At 41.5% G+C, this 19,469-nt stretch carries 17 protein-coding genes; 6 read left to right on the plus strand and 11 right to left on the minus strand.

Annotated elements, in window-relative coordinates; translation table 11 throughout:
• Positions 1 to 54 precede the first annotated feature (54 nt).
• The 6 genes from ACM0OY_RS04740 to ACM0OY_RS04765 form a co-directional block, all read right to left on the minus strand.
• Positions 55 to 795 carry a DUF3891 family protein gene (locus tag ACM0OY_RS04740; RefSeq protein ID WP_414567738.1) on the minus strand — a complete coding sequence of 247 codons (741 nt, stop codon included), beginning with the start codon at positions 793 to 795 and terminating at the stop codon, positions 55 to 57.
• A gap of 542 nt (positions 796 to 1,337) precedes the next feature.
• A complete protein-coding gene (locus tag ACM0OY_RS04745; RefSeq protein WP_414567739.1) occupies positions 1,338 to 2,030 on the minus strand; it encodes a manganese catalase family protein in 693 nt (230 codons plus the stop codon).
• Positions 2,031 to 2,204: 174 nt separating this feature from the next.
• The gene (locus tag ACM0OY_RS04750) at positions 2,205 to 2,483 is read right to left on the minus strand and encodes a GlsB/YeaQ/YmgE family stress response membrane protein (RefSeq protein WP_414567740.1); all 279 of its coding nucleotides are present in this window, start codon (positions 2,481 to 2,483) and stop codon (positions 2,205 to 2,207) included.
• Positions 2,484 to 2,941: 458 nt separating this feature from the next.
• A complete protein-coding gene (hemN, locus tag ACM0OY_RS04755) occupies positions 2,942 to 4,324 on the minus strand; it encodes an oxygen-independent coproporphyrinogen III oxidase (RefSeq protein WP_414567741.1) in 1,383 nt (460 codons plus the stop codon).
• A gap of 188 nt (positions 4,325 to 4,512) precedes the next feature.
• Entirely contained in the window at positions 4,513 to 5,226 is a 714-nt protein-coding gene (locus ACM0OY_RS04760; protein ID WP_414567742.1) for a heme oxygenase (biliverdin-producing), read from the minus strand.
• A gap of 500 nt (positions 5,227 to 5,726) precedes the next feature.
• Complete coding sequence (locus ACM0OY_RS04765; RefSeq protein WP_414567743.1) at positions 5,727 to 7,796, minus strand: tetratricopeptide repeat protein; 2,070 nt, start codon at positions 7,794 to 7,796, stop codon at positions 5,727 to 5,729.
• 405 nt (positions 7,797 to 8,201) lie between these two features.
• Between ACM0OY_RS04765 and ACM0OY_RS04770 the strand changes: the two genes are divergently transcribed.
• Positions 8,202 to 9,044 (plus strand): hypothetical protein, encoded by an 843-nt coding sequence (locus tag ACM0OY_RS04770; protein ID WP_414567744.1) that lies wholly within the window; start codon positions 8,202 to 8,204, stop codon positions 9,042 to 9,044.
• Positions 9,045 to 9,232: 188 nt separating this feature from the next.
• Here the strand turns inward: ACM0OY_RS04770 and ACM0OY_RS04775 are convergent, their stop codons facing one another.
• The 4 genes from ACM0OY_RS04775 to ACM0OY_RS04790 form a co-directional block, all read right to left on the minus strand.
• Positions 9,233 to 11,101, minus strand: a complete 1,869-nt coding sequence (locus ACM0OY_RS04775; RefSeq protein ID WP_414567745.1) for an aspartate kinase — start codon at positions 11,099 to 11,101, stop codon at positions 9,233 to 9,235.
• A 335-nt stretch (positions 11,102 to 11,436) separates the two neighbouring features.
• A complete protein-coding gene (locus ACM0OY_RS04780; protein WP_414567746.1) occupies positions 11,437 to 12,672 on the minus strand; it encodes a DUF445 domain-containing protein in 1,236 nt (411 codons plus the stop codon).
• A 128-nt stretch (positions 12,673 to 12,800) separates the two neighbouring features.
• On the minus strand, positions 12,801 to 13,496 hold the full coding sequence (gene ubiE, locus ACM0OY_RS04785; protein WP_414567747.1) for a bifunctional demethylmenaquinone methyltransferase/2-methoxy-6-polyprenyl-1,4-benzoquinol methylase UbiE: 696 nt from the start codon (positions 13,494 to 13,496) through the stop codon (positions 12,801 to 12,803).
• 69 nt (positions 13,497 to 13,565) lie between these two features.
• Positions 13,566 to 14,522, minus strand: coding sequence for a response regulator (locus ACM0OY_RS04790; RefSeq protein ID WP_414567748.1), 957 nt, complete (start codon positions 14,520 to 14,522; stop codon positions 13,566 to 13,568).
• A 282-nt stretch (positions 14,523 to 14,804) separates the two neighbouring features.
• Here ACM0OY_RS04790 and ACM0OY_RS04795 point away from each other — a divergent pair, with 282 nt between their 5' ends.
• The 5 genes from ACM0OY_RS04795 (at position 14,805) to ACM0OY_RS04815 (ending at position 17,393) form a co-directional block, all read left to right on the plus strand.
• On the plus strand, positions 14,805 to 15,884 hold the full coding sequence (locus ACM0OY_RS04795) for a RuBisCO accumulation factor 1 (RefSeq protein ID WP_414567749.1): 1,080 nt from the start codon (positions 14,805 to 14,807) through the stop codon (positions 15,882 to 15,884).
• A gap of 73 nt (positions 15,885 to 15,957) precedes the next feature.
• Entirely contained in the window at positions 15,958 to 16,296 is a 339-nt protein-coding gene (locus ACM0OY_RS04800; protein WP_414567750.1) for a hypothetical protein, read from the plus strand.
• The gene (locus ACM0OY_RS04805; protein WP_414567751.1) at positions 16,296 to 16,994 is read left to right on the plus strand and encodes a DUF6745 domain-containing protein; all 699 of its coding nucleotides are present in this window, start codon (positions 16,296 to 16,298) and stop codon (positions 16,992 to 16,994) included. Before ACM0OY_RS04800 ends, ACM0OY_RS04805 begins: the two co-directional genes overlap by 1 nt.
• A 73-nt stretch (positions 16,995 to 17,067) precedes the next feature.
• Entirely contained in the window at positions 17,068 to 17,202 is a 135-nt protein-coding gene (locus ACM0OY_RS04810) for a DUF6888 family protein (RefSeq protein WP_414567752.1), read from the plus strand.
• The gene (locus ACM0OY_RS04815) at positions 17,199 to 17,393 is read left to right on the plus strand and encodes a DUF6887 family protein (RefSeq protein WP_414567753.1); all 195 of its coding nucleotides are present in this window, start codon (positions 17,199 to 17,201) and stop codon (positions 17,391 to 17,393) included. Before ACM0OY_RS04810 ends, ACM0OY_RS04815 begins: the two co-directional genes overlap by 4 nt.
• Before the next feature lie 71 nt (positions 17,394 to 17,464).
• Here ACM0OY_RS04815 and ACM0OY_RS04820 read toward each other — a convergent pair whose 3' ends face one another.
• Positions 17,465 to 19,309, minus strand: a complete 1,845-nt coding sequence (locus ACM0OY_RS04820) for a vWA domain-containing protein (RefSeq protein ID WP_414567754.1) — start codon at positions 19,307 to 19,309, stop codon at positions 17,465 to 17,467.
• Between the last annotated feature and the right edge of the window lie 160 nt (positions 19,310 to 19,469).

Here is a 19,469-nt window from a genome sequence, read left to right on the forward strand (position 1 = left end):
TTCCTGGTTAATATTTTGTTACATAGCGGTAAATTTTCACGCCCATTTACTTATCTAACTCTTAACAAATGTCCACTCTAAGACCTTGATGGGGGCTTCTTGTAGTGCTTGAGTGAGTTCGGCATTGCTTTCAAATTTCACCTGGGAGAGGGCGCAAGCTTCAATGTTGACGGTGAATTTCTCCTCTTGGAAAGGCCAGGGTTTGACAATAACTAACTGATCGCTGCGCTGCTTGATATCATAGCGTTCACCGTCAGGGCCCTTGCTAATTTCTAAAAAGCGTTCATCAGCAGGTAATTCTTGCTGACAGAGAATCAAAGAAAGGCGATCGCACCATTGCATAAATGCATAAGCCGCATCAACTTCTTCCTTTTCAATGCCTAGTTCTTTGCGCCAACGTTGTTGATTTTGAAGTTGCTCATCTAAAAGTTTGTCTAGTTCTGAAGACTTACCCCGGCTTGGCTCATTTAAACGGCTGATGTGCATGGAAATTAATAAAGCCACCCATCGTCCACGGTAAAGAGCATTTTTTGCCAAATTAGCAATTTTGTATATACCAGCTTCTGCCTTACTTTCTGTCATCAAAGTAAAGTCCATTGGCGCACCAGCTTCAGTCAGATTATCTTCTTCCCACTCTTTTTCTAAGTCATCGTGATGGGAAATTGCAGCTAGTGTTTCATATAATCGGGCTGGAGCATCCTTACGTCGCCATTGTCCTGCTAATTGAGCTGCTAACAAAGCATGAGCACGATGATAAATAATTTCCCAACCATCTTGGGTAGCGTTGACAATCACAAATCAATCTCCTGATTCACGGTTTTGATTTAGAGTTGAATTAAAGCAGAATTCAAAATTCAAAATTCGGGAATCAAACAAGCTTTCAGCTTGGCTACCAAACTGAGGCTGTTCACTCCATGTTTCTTGAAATCTGCTGTAATTTTTGAATTCTTCTGTGTGTGGCTGTATATTTATAGCCCAATACGCTTGGTGTTAGAGACAAAAACCTTAAACTGCGTAGGTTGGGGAGCCACTCCATTGGACGGGTTCCGCGGCTTGAAGGAAGTGGCGTTTGAGAAACGTAGCAAGATCCCGAAGGGTAACCCAACATTTTTCGGGGTTTTTGGCTTTCACTTTGTTCAACTCAACCTAGGATTATCCTTAAGCCAACCGTATTGATTTATAGCCATTGGTAGGGGCACACAGATGTGCGCCCCTATGGTGTGTCGTATCGAAATTAAAATCAGCAAATACCGCTCAGCAATCATTCAAAGCTGACAATAATATACCAAACACTATTTGCTGTAAATCAACTTATTTTCTGGCTGCAAGCTATGGAATTAAGAGTGACTTTCTAACGGATTCGCAATGTATTTGAACGTTGGCTCAGAATTCCAAGGGCCACGCTCATCTTTGCCATTACCGTTTGTAGATAGATTGTAGTAAAGAGCAACAGTTTCATCTGGTTTAATATTACCAAAGAATGGATCTGTTAACTTACCCAGAGAATCTAGAGCTTTCATAAACATCTGGGTATGAGAAATTTCTCGTGTTAAAAGATGGACTAAAGTTTCTTTGGTTCCTTCGTCAGTTGCTAACTTAATCAACTCTTCGTAAGTCTGACGAGCACCAGCTTCAGCTGCAATATTGGCTCTCAAATCACGGACTACATCTCCGCCTTCATTCAAGTAACTTGCAGTCCAAGCGTTACCCTGACTATCTAGAAAGTGAGGTCCTATACCCCGTACTGCAAACAGAGTACTTTTATAAGCGTCTGTTTGATCGGTATTTTTGGTATGAGCTTCGATGAGTTTACCAACCATTTCTAGATGGCTGAATTCTTCGATCGCAATATCTTGGAGCATGTCTTTAATTCCAGCATTTTCCACATGGAATGATTGAACCCAATATTGCAAAGCTGCGCTTAGTTCTCCAGTTGCTCCACCAAATTGCTCTAGAAGTAATTGAGCAAAACGAGGGTTTGCTTCCTTAACGTTGACTACATGAATAGGATCTTTTTTGTGAAAGAACATAGATTTAAGCTTCCAAAAAACAATTTGAGAAAATGGATGGAATGGTTTTATTTACTAGTAGTATTTCCGCCGTTGCATCTCGATAAATTGAGATGGCATAGCTTCTCAATTGGAAAACGAGAAGACTAATAAAAACCACTGGTCATTTCATGATTAAAAACTGCCACTCAGCAATCAGGCATTGCTACTTCTTCTGATTAATCCCCATAGGTAGATAGCAACAATGGCGCCGAGAATAGCTACTAAAATCCCAGGAACAGTTAAGCCAGCACCAGCCGCAGTAATTTGTAGAGTTCCGGTTCTGAGCAATGTAAACAAAGTTCCACCGATGAACGCACCAATGATGCCTAAAATCATTGTGGAAAGAATACCACCGCCTTGATAACCAGGATAAATAGCTTTAGCGATCGCACCTGCCAAAAGTCCTAAAACTACCCAAGCAATAATACTCATAATCGATAATTACCTCATCACTCTCACTTCTATACAAGTTATCAACTCTAATTCACAATTCTTTCTATCACACGGGATAAATGCTGAATCCAAAAGTTAGATAAAAGAGGTTGTATCCAGATTACATGAGAATCGGCATTTGGCATTTATAGCATAAAATATTCAATGAAATTTTTTCCTAGCCTAACGAGATCATCAATTATTGAATTTTGAATTTTATATCAGGCTTTGTGGATTACATAACTGGATTATTGAAAATAACATAATTATCGATTCTGAGAAAATTTGTTAGATCTATCTATCTGAAGATGTAATTTTGTTATCTAACTTTTTGGAGATGTAAAATTTATGAAAAAAATTAGATCCTCAACTTATTTGAGAAGTCAGGGATCTAAAAACTGTAAAATTTGCAAATAATTTATGATTGCATAGTAAAAACGTCGTATTGCAACGTTTCTTTAAATGGCGCGAGAGAATTTTGACTCTCGCGTTCTTGTATGAGTATCAAATACGACGGCGATATTTCTGACTAGCAATCTACCGATGTCTGTGATTTGGATGTGATTTTTTGATAAACTCACCAGACCATCAGCTTCTAGTGGTTTTAACTCCTCTAGCTCATCAGAGAAATATTCATCAAAATGGATATTATACTTGTTTTCGATGTTTTGCTTATCCAACTGAAAATGAGACATAATAGACATGATTGCATCTCGCCTGATGATGTCATTTTCGGTCAGTTGAATACCTTTACTAACAGGTAAATTTCCTGCTGCAATTGTCTGATAATAATCCTTTAATTCTTTGTGGTTTTGAGCATAGGCATTTTCTAGCATACTGATGGATGTGGCACCAAAACCAAAAAGTTCTGTTTCGGCGTGGGTAGTATAGCCTTGGAAATTACGCTTGAGAGTGCCATTGCGTTGAGCGATGGCTAGTTCATCATTAGTTTTAGCAAAATGATCCATCCCAATAAATAGATATTGGTTATTCGTCAATTCCTCAATGGTCATCTTCAGTATTTCTAACTTTTCCTGGGCTGGAGGTAGGGCTTCTTGAGGAATATTTTTTTGCGTCGGTTTCATCCACGGTACATAAGCAAAATTAAAAACAACAATTCGGTCAGGATCTAATTCCATAGTCTTTTGCACCGTCTCCCGAAAAGTTTCACGAGTTTGATAAGGTAAACCATAAATTAAGTCTACATTCACACTTTCAAACTTCGCTTCTTTAATCCAACTCATGACATCAAACAACATTTCTTCAGGCTGAACGCGGTTCACAGCTACTTGAACTTGTGTATTAAAATCCTGAATGCCAAAACTAATGCGATTAAACCCAATTTGTCTGAGAAACAGAATATAGTTTCTATCAATGTAACGGGGATTAATTTCAATTGAGATTTCCGCTTGTGGGTCAATGTTGAAGTAGTGATTGATGTTTTTCCATAAAAATTCTACTTGGTCGCGTTCCAAATAATTAGGAGTTCCACCACCCCAATGAATTTGCAGCACTTTTCTTTGTGAATCTATTAAAGCTGCGGTGTTTTTGATGTCTTGAACCAAATAGTCTAAGTAAGGTTCAGCAATTTTCTTGTTGTTAGAAATTACTGTGTTACACCCACAGAAATAGCAAGCACTTTGGCAAAAGGGAATGTGGAAATATAAAGAAAGAGGAGTTTTGCGTTGATTCGAGGCGGCGATCGCAGCTTTAAAATCAGTTTGGGTGAATGTTTCGTTTAACTCTGTAGCAGGTGGATAGCTAGTATATCTGGGTGCGCGAGTATCATATTTTTGGATCAAATCCAAATCAAATTTGACACCAGGTAATAGAAAAACCATTGAGTTACTTTCCAATAAATGTGTGAAGGGAGTGGGGGTAGAGGGGCAGGGGAGGCAGGGGAGGCAGGGGGCAGGGGAAGCAGGGGGGCAGGGGGGGCAGGGGGGGCAGGGGAGGCAGGGGAGGCAGGGGGAGAAATAACCAATGCCCAATGCCCAATGACCAATGACCAATGACTAATGACTAATGACTAAATTGCAGTTATTTCGGTGCTACCTGGATTTTGGGAACGAGTCAGATTATTAAACAGAACTTGACCCAGCGCTTTAATTAGACTTCCTTCTAGTTCCTGAGCCATCTGTAAATTCAAGCCAAAGGCATTATTGGCTTCTGTAACAATCCGTTGTGCTGTAGCATCATCAATGGGTAGTTGATTTAATACCTGACGATACTTATCCTTAAATGCCTTTTTATCAGGAATTTGCTCAAAATTGTAAAAGGACGTGCCTTCATAGCCAGAAAGCTTGAGGGATGACTGAGCAATTTTTTGTAGCATTTGACCCCCTGAGAGGTCACCCATGTAGCGAGTGTAGGCATGACCTAGCAATAAAGCTGGTTCATTAGCAGAAATTTCCCGAATACGCTCTATGTAGGTTTGGGCAGCAGATGAAGGGGCGACTTGCTCTCTCCAATTATCCCCATAATAGAACACCATGTCTTTTTCGAGGGAAGTTTGGCGATTAAGTTCGGGAAAATAAACCGCACTAATCACAGGATGGTCTGTATGGCTTTGTATGGCCGCTTCTAGTTCGCTGTAGATGTAATACAAGTTGCTTAAGAACTTGGCGAAGCAGTCTCTGTCTACAACTCCTTTGAGAAAACATTTCATAAATCCCACGTTTTCTGCTGAGGTGTGGGCTTGTTGAGTTCCAGAGCGCAGTTTGATGGCGAGATTGCTACTCATTGTTGCTTCCTTGATATTCAAGTGCAAGGTTTTGAAGCAGTCATCACTCAGGATGCCTGCCAGTACCAGAGTTAAAAGATTGTTATTCTAGGTTTAAAGAGGATCTACATCACTCTATCCAGCAAGTACCACTGCCGATGTAGACCCCAACTGTTTTTATTTCTCCTAAGATTATTTAACTATTAATATTTGGATGACTATTAAGTTATTAAAATTTATTTATATTTGAAGAGAGAAAAATCTGAATACACGGTCTTACTTAGTTATAAATTGCCGTGTCATTTTGATATATAGCAATTCTCATTTGAATGAGGTATATGGGTAGGGACGCACAGCTGTGCGCTCCTACGAGGATCTATTTTTTCTGTACCTCACCCATGTGTAAACCGCCATAGCAGGCAACAAGCAATAGGCTTGAAAATATTTTTGTGTCCGGGTTTTAAGCCTTTTTCTCTCCCCCTGCCTAAACAAATAAAATTCCTTAACCCAAGCGTATTGCCCTACTCCCCACTCCCTTTTTTCTCTCTTCTGCCAGACTTTAGACGAGTAGTTTTTACAGCTACTGAGTTGTTTTGCAAAATTGCAATTTCCCTTTGGGCATCTTGATAACTAGCTTTTTCGCCTTGTTGTTGGAATAGTTTTGCAGCTTTTTTGAAATCTGCGATCGCTCCTTGTTTATTTTTCTGTTTGGCGCGAATTACACCCCGATTATAATAGGCTAAGGCATTGTTAGCATCGATAGCGATCGCTTGTGAATAATCCTGATTTGCAGCTTTTTTATTTCCCAGTTCGAGATAGGCGTTACCACGATTATTGTAAGCTGCGGCATCGTTAGGATCTAGTTTTAGTGCTTCAGTATAATCTTCAATAGCACCTTTATAATCTCCGAAAGAAAAGCGGTGAATACCTCTGTGGATATAAGCAGCCAGAAATTTTGGATCTATCTGTAAAATAGTATTGTAATCTTCAGTAGCTTCTATTTTGTTTCCTAAGTCGCTATAAATATCACCGCGATTCAGATAAGCTTCTATGTATTTGGGATTGATGTTAATTGCATCCGAATAATCTTGTAAAGCTGCATATTTTTGTTTATTAAAAACTTGAGTTAAACCCCTTTGATAATAGGCTTTGGCATCACTAGGATTAATCTTAATTATTCGATCAAAATCTTGGATTGCTGCTTGTCTGAGTTTGAGGCGACGGCGGAGAATACCTCGCTGCAAGTAGGCTTCGGTATACTGAGGTTTGATGGCGATCGCTTTGGTCAAATCTCCAAGCGCCCCTTTATTATCTTTAAGTTGAACGCGGGCTAATGCCCGACCATAATAAGCATATGCATCTTGAGCATTTAACTTAATCGCTTGGGTATAGTCAGCGATCGCTTCTTTATACTTGGATAATTCATACAAAGCAAATCCCCGGTCATAATAGGCATTAGCATCTTGAGGATTGAGCAAAATTGCTTGACTAGAGTCTGCTTGTGCTTGCTCATAGTCTCCTAATCGATAATAAGCATCGCCTCGCTTATTATAAGCTAAAGCATTTTTTGGTTCTAATTGAATTAGTTGACTAAAATCTTTAATTGCTCCTTCGTAGTTTGCTTGATCATATTTATTTACTCCTTCTTCATATAATTTTGGTTGAAGAGTATTTTCCGATTTTGGCAATTGCAAAAACCAGGCTGTAACACCAAGTGTAAGACAGCCAGCTATCCCCGTCATCACTAAGAATAATTTTTTTGGATACTCACTTTGCTGTTCAGCTTCAAGACTTGTTAGCTTTTTCAAATCATCTAAAACTTCAGTTGCATACTGATAGCGCTTTCGGTAGTCAAAGCGCACCATTTTATTAATAATTTTTGCTAGTTTTTGGTTAATTTTTAATTTTTTATCCTGCCAAACAATTTCACCTGTTAGTCGATTCTTCTGGCTTCGCAAATTAGATATTTCGTTTGTTGGTAAACCGAGAAGTGCAGCGATCGCAACTACACCTAAAGCATAGATATCGCTGTTATATTTCAGGTTGCCATTAACTTGTTCTATAGGCGTATATTCGAGACTATCGAAGTTATTGATAACTTCGCTAATAGTATTAAAGTCAACTAAAACTAGTTTTTTATCTGAATCCCGGCGAATAATATTTTCTGGTTTAATATCTTGATGAATCACTCCACGGGTATGCACAACTACCAAAATTTCTAATATCTCTGATAAGAGACTAATTACTTGGTCTTCCCTCAGAGGTTGTCCCGGTAAAATTTCGTCAGTTAAAGGTAACCCAGGAATAAATTCTTGGACTATATAAAATTCTTCATTTTCTTCAAAATAAGCAACCAGCTTCTGGATTTGGTCGTGTTCTTGTCCCAGTTGTTCTAAAGTTGTTACCTTATTAGCAAACAAGCGGTGGAGGATTGTTAAATTTTGGGGATTTTTAGTAGGAAAATTTAGCTGCTTGACTACAAATTGTTTAACAGGAAGATTAACATCTTCTGCTAGATAGGTTTTTGCCTTTTCCCCATCATTGAGAACTTTTAGTATTCGGTAGCGTCCATCTAGTAAATGACTATTCATCAATATCAATTATTATCTGATATTTTATTTGATTATAGTGTACGTGTTATTACTGGTAATTTTAAAATATAAAAACTTCAGAAAAGAAAAATAATCATAGCAAAATGGCATTTATAAGTCTGATTTATTAGCTAATACTACATGTTGCTACTAATATTTTTCTTTTTCAGTAGGATGTTACTAACTGCATACGGTTATATAGTACCAGACTTAAGTAATATTTTTGCATTAAAGGAGACTTGGGATCGAAAGTGAGAATATTAAGAGGTTATTTTGATCCATGTTCTTCAGCAATCACACTCATGACACTCGATCCCCAAATGCGGTAAAAATAGCGGATCGAATGATACATAATTCCGGTCTAAAAGATTGAAAATCAACAGATTTAGGCAAAACAAAGACCGAGTGGCTACTGTAAAGCGTCAATTACTCGAGGCGCTAAGTCATCGTGACATAGCTGCTGTTAGTAATTTGATTGTAAGCTGGCAAAAAGTTGTGGGAACGGAAAAGTTAACTAATTTGATTGTCAACGAGGTTATGGTGGAATGCGACTCTGACAGCCACCGTTGGTTTTGTCGAATTTTTCTTGGGCAAGCGCAATATGAACAGATGCAGGAAAAAGCCCAAAGTAACGTTTTTCAAATTCTTTTAAATGAAGGTTTAGAACCGGGCAAAGACTTCAGCTTTGGATCTGATGGCAGACTTCTGATGAGCGATCGCGCCAAGCAAATTTTACTATCCCAAGTACCACAGGAACGTAAGTTTTTATTTGAAGCACAGTTAGAACCCTTGCTCAACGAACATCGAGTTATTGCTATTGAACAGCAGTTAGGATGTGCATTTTTTAGCAATTTGACTGAAATTGCCATCCAACAAATTCAGGTATTAAGCAATTCTCAAGCAGCAGCTTATCTAGGAGTACTAGTGGCTGGGTTAGTGTCGCGCCATCCTCAACTTCAGGATGCAGACTTTCCCACACGATTTATTCTTAGTACTCTCCAAGGATTACCCGAAGAACGAGCAATGCTAATCCTCAACGATCCAGAGGAGAATCCCGAGTTTGATGAGCTGACCATTTTTCAACATTTATTAGCAGCAATGGGAGATGCAGAACATCACCGAATTGCTGAGGAGGACGGCGGTATTAGCCTTGAACAACTCAAAAAACTTGATTTAGTTTGGCGTGGCGATCGCGAAATTTCGGAAATAATAGCCATGATAGAAAAATGGCATCTCAAAAATAAATAGGGGTTGTAGAAAAAGCCTTACTCCAAGACAGCTTACCCCAATTGATCCCACTTTTTTATAACACCAATAGTATTATGTCAAGTTCAAATTTGGCATTGATATCAAGTTCGGATAATTACTTAGTATTCAAAACTCTGTGCATCTTTGCCTCAGTCCTCATCATAAGTCTTCAACCGAACCTGATATGATTACGCTGGCACAACAAATTTTTCACTGCCAGCCAGTCCAAAAGCGGTATGAATAGCTTGTAAAGCTTTAACACCTTGCTCTTGTGCCACGACACAGCTAATTTTAATCTCTGAAGTGGCAATCATTTGAATATTTATTTGTTGTTGGGCTAGGGCATCAAACATTTTAGCAGCAACACCTGGTTGCCCTACCATACCTGTACCTACAATACTTACTTTTGCGATCGCACTATCTAAAACAACTTCACCCCATCCTAATTCTGCTGCTACTTGGGTGAGCAGCTGTTTTGCATTTTCTCCATCCATTCGGGAGACAGTAAAGGCAATATCTCGCCTGGGAATACCATCAATTACCCGGCAACGCTGAGATTGAATAATCATATCAACACTGATGTTATGTTGCGCTAATAATCCAAACAACTTTGCCGCCATCCCCGGCTTATCTGGTAATTGGCGAATAGCAAGACGCGCTTGGTTCAAGTCTAGGGCGATGCCGCGAACGGGAGGAGTGGGAGACGCGGAGACTGGGAGACGCGGTGACGCAAAGAAAGTATTTGATAATTTCTCCGCGTCCCCGTGTCCCCGCGTTCCCGCGTCGTCTTCGCCTGCTTCGATCTCAAATGCTGTACTAAGTGCAGTAACAGCGCGATCGCAATCAGCTGCATCTACTACGCAGCTGACTTTCACTTCGCTGGTGGAAATCATCTGTATATTTACGCCAGCTTCGGCTAAGGTGGCAAACATTTTCGCAGCTACACCCGGACGCCCAATCATACCTGCGCCTGCGATGCTGACTTTGGCGATATTATGTTCTACCATTACCTCAGCTTCCTCAGATTTGGGGTTGGATGGATTCCTCAGGGCTGGGGCGATCGCTGCTGCTACTGCTTCGGCTCGTTTTAAAATTGGTGTTGTCACGGTGAAGGCAATGTCATTACTATTACCTTCATGAATTGACTGAATAATCAAATCTACATCTACTTTTTGGCGGGCAATTTCCCCAAATAGCCTAGCTGCGACACCTGGCTTATCGGGGACGCGCAATAAAGCGACCCTTGCTTGGTTATTATCAAATTCTACAGCATCCACTGGACGGGCAATTTCTAGATTGATCAGCGATCGCCCTTGGGGTCTGGTAGATGTTACCCAAGTACCTGGGTCATCCGTCCAGCTAGATCTGACTACCAGGGGAACGCCGTAGTTACGAGCAATTTCTACAGCACGGGGATGCAAGACTTTTGCCCCCAGGCTAGCTAGTTCTAGCATTTCATTGCAGGTGATGGCATCCATCAACTGAGCTTCGGGAACTAAGCGCGGGTCTGTAGTCAAAATCCCTGGAACATCTGTATAAATTTCACAAAAATTTGCTTGTAACGCTGCTGCTAGAGCTACTGCTGAAGTGTCAGAACCACCACGCCCCAAAGTTGTAATTTCCATTTCTCCGGCACTAGATATGCCTTGAAAACCTGCTACTACAACCACCTTTCCTGCCTTGATATGGCGAGTTAGGCGAGTAGTTTCAATATGCAAAATCCGAGCGCGGCTGTGTTCAGCTTCGGTAACAATTCCTACCTGAGCACCAGTCATGGAAATTGCTGGTTGTCCGAGTTCTTGCAATGCCATACTGAGTAAGGCAATGGTGACTTGTTCGCCAGTGGAAAGTAGCATATCCATTTCCCGGCGGTTAGGATTTGGCGAGATTTCATTAGCTAGTTTGACGAGTCCATCAGTGGTTTTACCCATTGCCGAAACCACTACAACCAGAGAGTTTCCAGCTTTGACAGTTTTATAAACGCGCTGTGCAACAGCCTGAATGCGTTCGACTGAACCGACAGATGTACCACCATATTTCTGAACTATGAGCGCCATAACTTTTAGTCAATCAATTGTGTCTGTTTTGCTCAATGCCCCCGCCGGGTTAGGAAGCTTTGAAGGTATTAATAGATATTTACTTTACTAAATTATCAGAATCAATTGACACAAAAAATCTGAAATTGATATTTTGTCAGAAATTTTTTGTATACATCGCTGATTTAATAAAAAGGCGTTGGAAAAACCCACTCCTTCTAGGGATGGGATCAAAGACACTCCAACGCCCTTGACTGTTGACGCTTGACGGTGACCGTTAACAGTCATCAGTCAACAGTCTAAAAAGCTTTCCTCCTCTACTCCCTACTCCCTTTTTCAAGACAGCTAATCAAAAATTAAAATTGACTCAATAATAAAAATACTGTTTGAAATAGCCCCACAACGAAACCTAAAATACCGCCTAAAGTTACAATCGCTTGCAATTCATTTTTCACAATTCCTTCGATCGCAGCTTCTAAATCAGCAGGTGAAGTTGATTTTACACGGTCAACTATCACTTGATCTATGGACAAAATTGGAATCACTTGTGCCACAATTGCCTCTAAATCTTTTTCTAAATACTTCTCTAGAATGAAAGCCAATTCTTGACTCATCACTTCTAAAGAAGTATTGACAACAGGTGAAGTACTCAAACGATTTAATAGCACTACAGCAATATTTTCCCAATTAACAGAATCAGTTAACCCTTGTAGTAAATCACTGCCACTGGTTTGTACGTAATGGCGGACACTTTCGCGTGTGGTCTTTCGTAGTTGGCGGACAGTTCCAATTGGTAAGTTTTGTAGTGATAAATTTTGCAGCAATTTGCGAATGCGATCGCGCATTTGCAAATCTTGAGTCAATTCCTGCAAGCGAGTATTGGTAGCTTCTTTTTCATCTAAGCAAAAAGTCCTTAGTCGCGTCAGAGTATTACGTAAACCAAACAAATTAGCCACTACCCAGTAAGTACCACTGGTTTTTTCCCGAAAGCCTTCATCAATAATTTGAATTGTGCGATCGGTCAAAAAATCAACTATTGCTTGCCGCAATACATCTGGCGGTAAAACCACTTGCAATAACCAGTCAGCGAGCCGCGTGGCTTGTTCTTCAGTCAGTTTAAATTCCAGCAATATCTGGTCAAAAACTTGATTGATCTGTGCTTCTAAAAAGTCTTCTCGCCGTGACAAAACTTTCAGTAATCTGGGCAAGGATTCTCCTAATAAATCCCGCAAAATTCCCGCCACAATTTTAGCACTTTTCTGGTTTTTATCTGTTTTGACTTGTTCGATCGCCAGCCGCAACAACCAGAGAATCGCTCCTTGTACGCGTTCTGTTTGTAACAGACGCCGCGCCAGATTTTGCAATTCTTGTGGCGTTAGTAGCGACCCCATGATTGTCTTAGAAATATTCAGAGCCAGACGTTCCTGGTTGCGGGGAATTAATCCAGGGGTGAAGGGTACTCTTCGTCCAGCAATATAAATTGCTCGGTAGGGACGGAACAACATTTTGATGGCTATATCATTTGTGAAATAGCCGATAATTCCACCCAGTACAGGGGGAGACACATAAAGCCAAAGATGAGACCAGTCCAAGGGATGAATTAAAAAAGTTAGGAGTTGGTAGTAAGGAGTTAGGAGTTAGGAGTTAAGAGTTAGAAATGATAAATTCTCAATGAGAGTTTATTACTACTGCTAATTCATAACTTTTAATTTCTAACTCCTCACTGATTTTTCTTGACTACTAGCACTCCCATCATACCGTTCGCAATGGGGTAGTGTGTGGCAGCGCCAAAACCAACTTGATGAGCTAACTCTACTTGCTTTTTGCCGATGGGAAAGCGGTCTAAGCTGGGACTGATGTAAGCATATTCTTCTTTTAAGCCCAAATAATTCGCAACTGGTACCACAAAATTGTCCAGATACCACTGCTGAAAACCACGTAGCTGAGGATTACTCGGTCTATGAAAGTCTAAAATCGCAGCTTTACTACCCGGCTTTAGGACACGGTATAACTCTTGCAGACTACGGGGAATATCTTTAACATTTCTTAAACCATAGCCCATTGTTGCAGCATCAAATTGGTTATCGTCAAAGGGTAAATTTAGCACGTCAGCTTCTACCCAAGCGATCGCTGTTTGGGGGTACTGCTTTTGTGAGCGTTCTTTAGCAGTTTCTAGCAGGTTTGGGGAAAAGTCTACTCCGTAAACCTGTCCTGTTGGTCCCACACGCCGTGCCAAACGTAAAGCTAAATCACCGCTGCCACAACATAAGTCTAGTGCAGTATCACCCGATTTAGCCGCACTCCATTTCACTGCCATTTCTTTCCAAATTCGGTGTTGTCCCAGACTCAACCAATCGTTCAACTGGTCATAAACTGGAGCAATGCGGTTAAAAATGGACTGAATTTCGTTAGTCATTAGTTATTAGTCATTAGTCATTGGTTATTAATCATTGGTCATTTACCAAAGACAAATGACTAATGACAACTACACAATGGTTTGATGGCAGCGACTACTAGTCAGAGCGATCGCCACCAGTTGCGCTGATAAATCAATCAGCCTTAATTCATCTTCTCGCAAAATGCACGGTTGTTTCCACTGTAGCGACAATACACCCAAAAGTTGATTCCGGTAGCTAATTGGCATAACTAGATGTGCTTGCACGCCTGTGTTTTGGTAGTGAATAGCATCATTTAATTTAGTGTCTTTTAGTATATTTGAGGAAACTTGTATTTGCCTTGTGGCGATCGCTTCTTGGGTGAGTGGGTCTTGGGAAAGCCAGTTTTCTACTGTACCTGTATCGCTGTAATTACCTTGGGTCGCAGTCAGACTATTTCCATCTATAAGTTGTATAATACAACCCTGAGTGCCAAAAGTTTCACAAAAAGCCCTAGCAATTGGGTTAAGAGTTTCCTCTAAGCTAGAAGCTGCTTGAGTTACATGTACTAAAACACTCAGCAGTGCTATTTGAGCATGAGCGCGGCGTAATTCTTCTGTGCGCTGCTTGAGCAAGTCGTAGGTTTCTGCCGCTCTTTGGACTACTGCCTTTAGTTCCCCTGGGTCCCAAGGCTTAGTAATATATTTGTAGACTTGTCCGGCATTAATCGCTTCTACCAAGTCTTCAATATCAGTAAATCCGGTGAGAATTATCCTGACTGTATCGGGAAATTGAGGTACAGTCTTGCTGAGAAACTCAGTTCCTTTCATTTCTGGCATCCTTTGATCGGAGATAATCACAGCTACCTCCCCTTCTGCCGCCAAAACTTGTAGGGCATTCACGCCACTATCAGCTTTCAGAACATTAAAATCCCGTCGAAAAGTGCGATAAAGCAGATCGAGATTATCTGGCTCATCATCAACAACCAGAATTTTCAGCTTTTTTGGTCGTTCGAGAGTCATCACTTGATACTGGATTTTATCAATTTCGAGGCTAGGATTATCCATAAGATATTTCCCTTAAATATTTCGTTATTTTGTTATATTCCATACCAAGCTTAATCGAGAATAGGGCGATCTTCTCATGGGTTATTACGGAGGCAATTTATATTTTTGGACACATTTAGTTAATAAGTGCGTAAAAAATTGTTCGCCGAAATATTTAGGTTATTGAGTCGCGCTTCTCACAGATGAGTTCAACACATTAGCTTTGGGCAATTCATAGATTAGAATAAAACTTGCTCATGAGGTATTAATCAACCTCTCAAATTGAAGCTCACACAGCGATTTATGACTGATCTACCACCCAACGCTCAGAATTCCGAAAATACTAACAACGATGTAGCACAAGAGTTACTGCGAAAATTGAGGCAAAAGCAAGGTAACTGGGTGGAATGGGGAACTGCGATCGCCTCGTTGCAGAAAACGGGCTACAATCCCCAAGAAATTTTTGAAGCCACTGGATTTGAGCCGATTCAACAAAATCAGGTGATTGTTGGTTCTCAAGTTTATAATTCTTTAGAAAAATTTGGAGTTTCCGAAGCCACGCGATCGCACTATGCTACACGCGGTAGTGATGTTTTATACGAGTTGCGTTTGCTAACTCAAGAAGAACGTGCCACGGCAGCTGAACTGATCTTCGTCCACAAACTCGATGCCGATGAAGCGCGGGAAGTTGCCAAAGCAATCAAAGAATTCTCTTATTTCCGCACATTGCCAGAAGGATTTTCCAGCCATCCTGGGGATGCAGTTGCTCACCAAGCTTGGAAACTAGCACGCCAAAACTCAGATTTACAAGAGCGATCGCGCTTAATTGCCAAAGGTTTGCGTTTTGCTCAGACGCCAGCAGCTAGGAAACAAATCGAACAATTGCTGACTGATTTTACTACTGTTCCTAGACGTCCGGCTCCAATTTTACCCTTTTACCGCCTAGAATATGAAGAACAATTACCTCGAATGGTGCCAGTGGTGGGCGAGTTGCCATTATCAGCACAAGATTTGCAAGCTATACCCGTAATCACAGAAATTGAACCATTTCGTATGGTGAAATTTGCTGGAGAACAAGCTTGGGTGCCGTTACCAGGTTGGCAAGTACTGTTAGCTGCCGAAGATCCAGTAGCGATTTTAGCTTCTAGCGATCGCTTGCCCAACCAAAGTCAAAGAGAATCAGTGGTAGTAGTAGTAGATCGTGCCCAACGACAATGGGATGTTTCCAACTACTTTGTTGTTGAAAACGCTGGTGAATTAGATTTTCAATGGTTTGAAACTGAGCCAGAAATTCCTCTACTCGGACGAATCATTATCATTGTGCGTCCTAAGAAAATTCTGGATGAAGAATTAACGAAGGATTCATGGCAGATTGACGAATAAAGTCATTAGTTATTAATTATTAGTTAAATAGGACTTACGCCAGAACTCTCTGCAACTCTTGTATAATAAGGAGGTGTTGAACAACCGCAATTACTCCCATAATGAAGCTGGTATGCTCTACAGACATGGTGACGTTCTGCTCAGAAGAATTGCTAGTTTACCAGTGGCCGCTCAAAAACGTGTAGGTGCAACTCTGGCTCATGGTGAACTAACAGGACACAGCCATCGCATCCAGCAATCCTATGCTGTTCAGTTGTGGGTAAATGGTAGTGAGCTTTTTCTTGAGGTTAAAGAACCAACTGCTACCTTAGTTCATGAAGAACATCGGGCGATTGAACTACCCCAAGGATTTTACCGCGTCTGGAGACAACGTGAATACCGCCCTGACGCTTATGTAGAGGTCATAGACTAATGCTGAAAGTGATGTCAAATGGGCGCGTACCGAATAGACCAGTCAAGCAGCGTCCACAGCAAAGCCATGAGCCTTTATCGGCTGAACCTGCGAGGAAACTCATCCTTGAGCATCGTGCATGGGATGGGATGCGCGTTTTGGGTCACCTGGATTTAAGGGGTGCGTCGCAACTTTATAATTTACCTGAAAATCTCACTTGTGAAAGTCTGGATATCAGCGACTGTGTAAACTTGACAACCCTTTCCAAAGGTCTCCACGTTACTCATTGGATTGAGTTAGCCGGGAGTGGGATTACCAGTTTACCGGGAGGGCATGGTTTCGTTTTGCGCTGGCGAGGCGTGCAGGTGAGTGATGCCATTGCCTTTGCATCGGACTCTATAACCGGGCAAGATATCCTCAACATCGAGAACGTTGAGTTACGTCGGGTACTCATTGAACGTCTGGGATACGAGAGATTTTTGCAGCAAGTGGGAGGTTTAGTCCGTCATCGGGATAGAGATGCGGGTGGAGAACGTCAACTTATCTGCATTCCTTTTGAAGATGACGAGCCGTTTATGGTGTTGAAAGTCACTTGTCCATCTACAGGACACATTCATATCCTGCGCGTTCCCCCATATATGCAAAGTTGCCATCAAGCCGCTGCTTGGATTGCAGGCTTTGACAACCCAAATGATTATAGTCCGGCGATGGAGGCATAATCTCAATTTTGGATTTTAGATTTAATATTCATTGTGGGTAAACAGCGATGCCTACCACAGCGCAGACGCTAAAATGTTTTCAGATCTGCTGCGACCTCACCATGTTGACTTAGCTTGTGTGGATAAGCGCAGTGGCAACGTGATTATTTTAGCAAAAAATGAAATAAACATTGAGATTGAACCTAATGGAGAATGGAGGTTCCTATGAGCGTCAAAGCAGATTTTGCTACTATGACTGCAATTGAGCTTCGAGCTTATGTTTTAGAACATCGGGATAATGAAGAAGCCTTACACGTTTATCTTGACAAGCTCCATGCTGAAAATCCAAGTTCACAGGTGTATAGTCCTGATGACAATGTAGCTGAGGCAATTGCAGAGTATCTAAAGAATAAAAGCTAGTAGGAATCCTACATAGCTTTCATCCATTTGTTTTAACGGTGTTGAACTACTGACAATCTCCTAACTTCAACTCAATTGGTGCTGTTCGGTTGCACAAATCGCTTAATTTCACCACAGGCAATGTAGGACTTGCCATCGGGTGCTGTTTTGATTTCATCTACTACGTAAAGCATTCCTTCTTCACGAACCGATCGCGGAAAACGCATGTTCCAATTCGGTTCATATCCGTCAGAAACCACTCTAGCACGTAGCTTGCTGCCATCTTTGACGCACTGCACTAGAACACCATCCTTTACAGTATCAGTTGTGGGCAGGTCGGCGGCACTAGCAGGGCCTTTGGATGCTTTGCCTATGCTAGCTGACCTCGATTGTCTTGGAGCAACGAAGATATCTGCTTCACCAGGTCGAGTTAGACGGGTTATCTTACCACCGACTCGGTAGAAAGAGCCATCGCTTGAAAGTTCGAGTCCTTCAACCACATAGCGTGCGCCCTCGGCACGAATCCCTCGAGGAAACTGGACGTTCTTAGTGGAATCGTAGCCATCGGATATGACTTTGATTCGCAGTTTACCGCCTTCACGCACACAGTGTAGCTCTACGCCTGAACCAACTTCATTGACAACCGGCATTCCATACACTTCATCCCCAGCTGTGACACCGCGACCCACTAAATCGCTACGATTGCGTGTCATGGTCTGGAAACTCTGATCCCGCAACTCTTTACGTCCGGCATTCCCCAGAGCTTTTTGGGCAATTCGACCAGCGAAATACTCTAGCTGATCTATTTCTTCAGCAATTTCAAAATTCTCATTCAACCCTTTATCGCGCAAATCTTTCACTAGCGCCCGAAGGATTTGCTCAGCTTCTTCATGTTTGCCATGCTCAGCTAAATCAAGGGCTGTCTCTTTAGCTTTGGCGATGGTGAGCCGACTGAGTTCCAGGATGATATGGCTCGAAGAGGCCAAAGCTGCTTCCTCAACAGTACCAACTTTAACTACGACATCCGCTGTGCCGGACAGACTCTCAATCACGTCATTTTGCACAACATCAGCACTGTAATGCAGCTTCATCACAGGTAATTCGCCAATTTGAGTAGCGGATATCTCTAAACTCAACCCCAAAAGTTTGTCTTCACCTTCATAAAGTTCTCCCAAAGTGATGACAGTTTGACCAGCGTTATGGCTGACTTTAGCCAAACTTAAAGTATCTATGAGGCTGACACCATCAGCCAACTCAACTGTCAGCTTGAGATTCTGACCGACTACTGCTCTGAGACTATCTAGCTCAATGCTAAACACTTCAGTTGCTTCATCAATACTCTGAATGAAGTAGAAATTGCCGTTAGCTGCCCTTGCCATACCAATCAGCAAGTCTTCATTGAAACCCTGATCGAAACCCAAGGTTGTTGTGGTGATGCCTTCCTCAGCTTTTTGCCCCGATGTTGCTGTCAATATTTTCGGGTCTTGAATACCCATATTGGCATGACCATCGGTGAGCAACAGAACACGGTTGATTTTTTGCGGATCGAGTTGCTTCTTGACATGTTCGCAGCCTTTGAGCCATCCACCAGATAAGTTAGTAATACCCCCTGCTCTGACTTTGTTGATAGAGTTTTTTAGTGCAGCTTTATTTGTTACAGGCTGGGGCGTTACAACGGTGTCTACCTCATCGTCGTAAACAACCACTGAGAGAATGTCGTTTGGCTCAAGTCGATCCACCACAGACTCAGCAGCTCTGAGCGCATGATGTAAGGGAGCGCCTGCCATAGAGCCTGAGCGGTCAATTACCAAAGAAAGGTTCAGGTTACGTCGGGGAGATTCAGCTATATCAGCACGAAAACGTAGCAGAATATTAGTCTTTAATGAAGAGCCTGCGGGTAAGATAGCCTGGTCAAAGTCGTAACTTGTCTTGAGCATTTTGTATACCCCTTTGAGTTGTCTGTGATGAGCTAAAAGCCCTATGCTGCTGGGATAGCCAGTGCTTTTTTTAGTTTACCCAGAAACCAGTGTGTTCAGTGTTAAAGGGAATATTTAATGTAAAGTTTTATATCTATATGAGATGGGGATGAGGGAGATC

The organism is Nostoc sp. CCY 9925 (assembly GCF_963920935.1).
Classification (GTDB): Bacteria; Cyanobacteriota; Cyanobacteriia; order Cyanobacteriales; family Nostocaceae; genus Nostoc.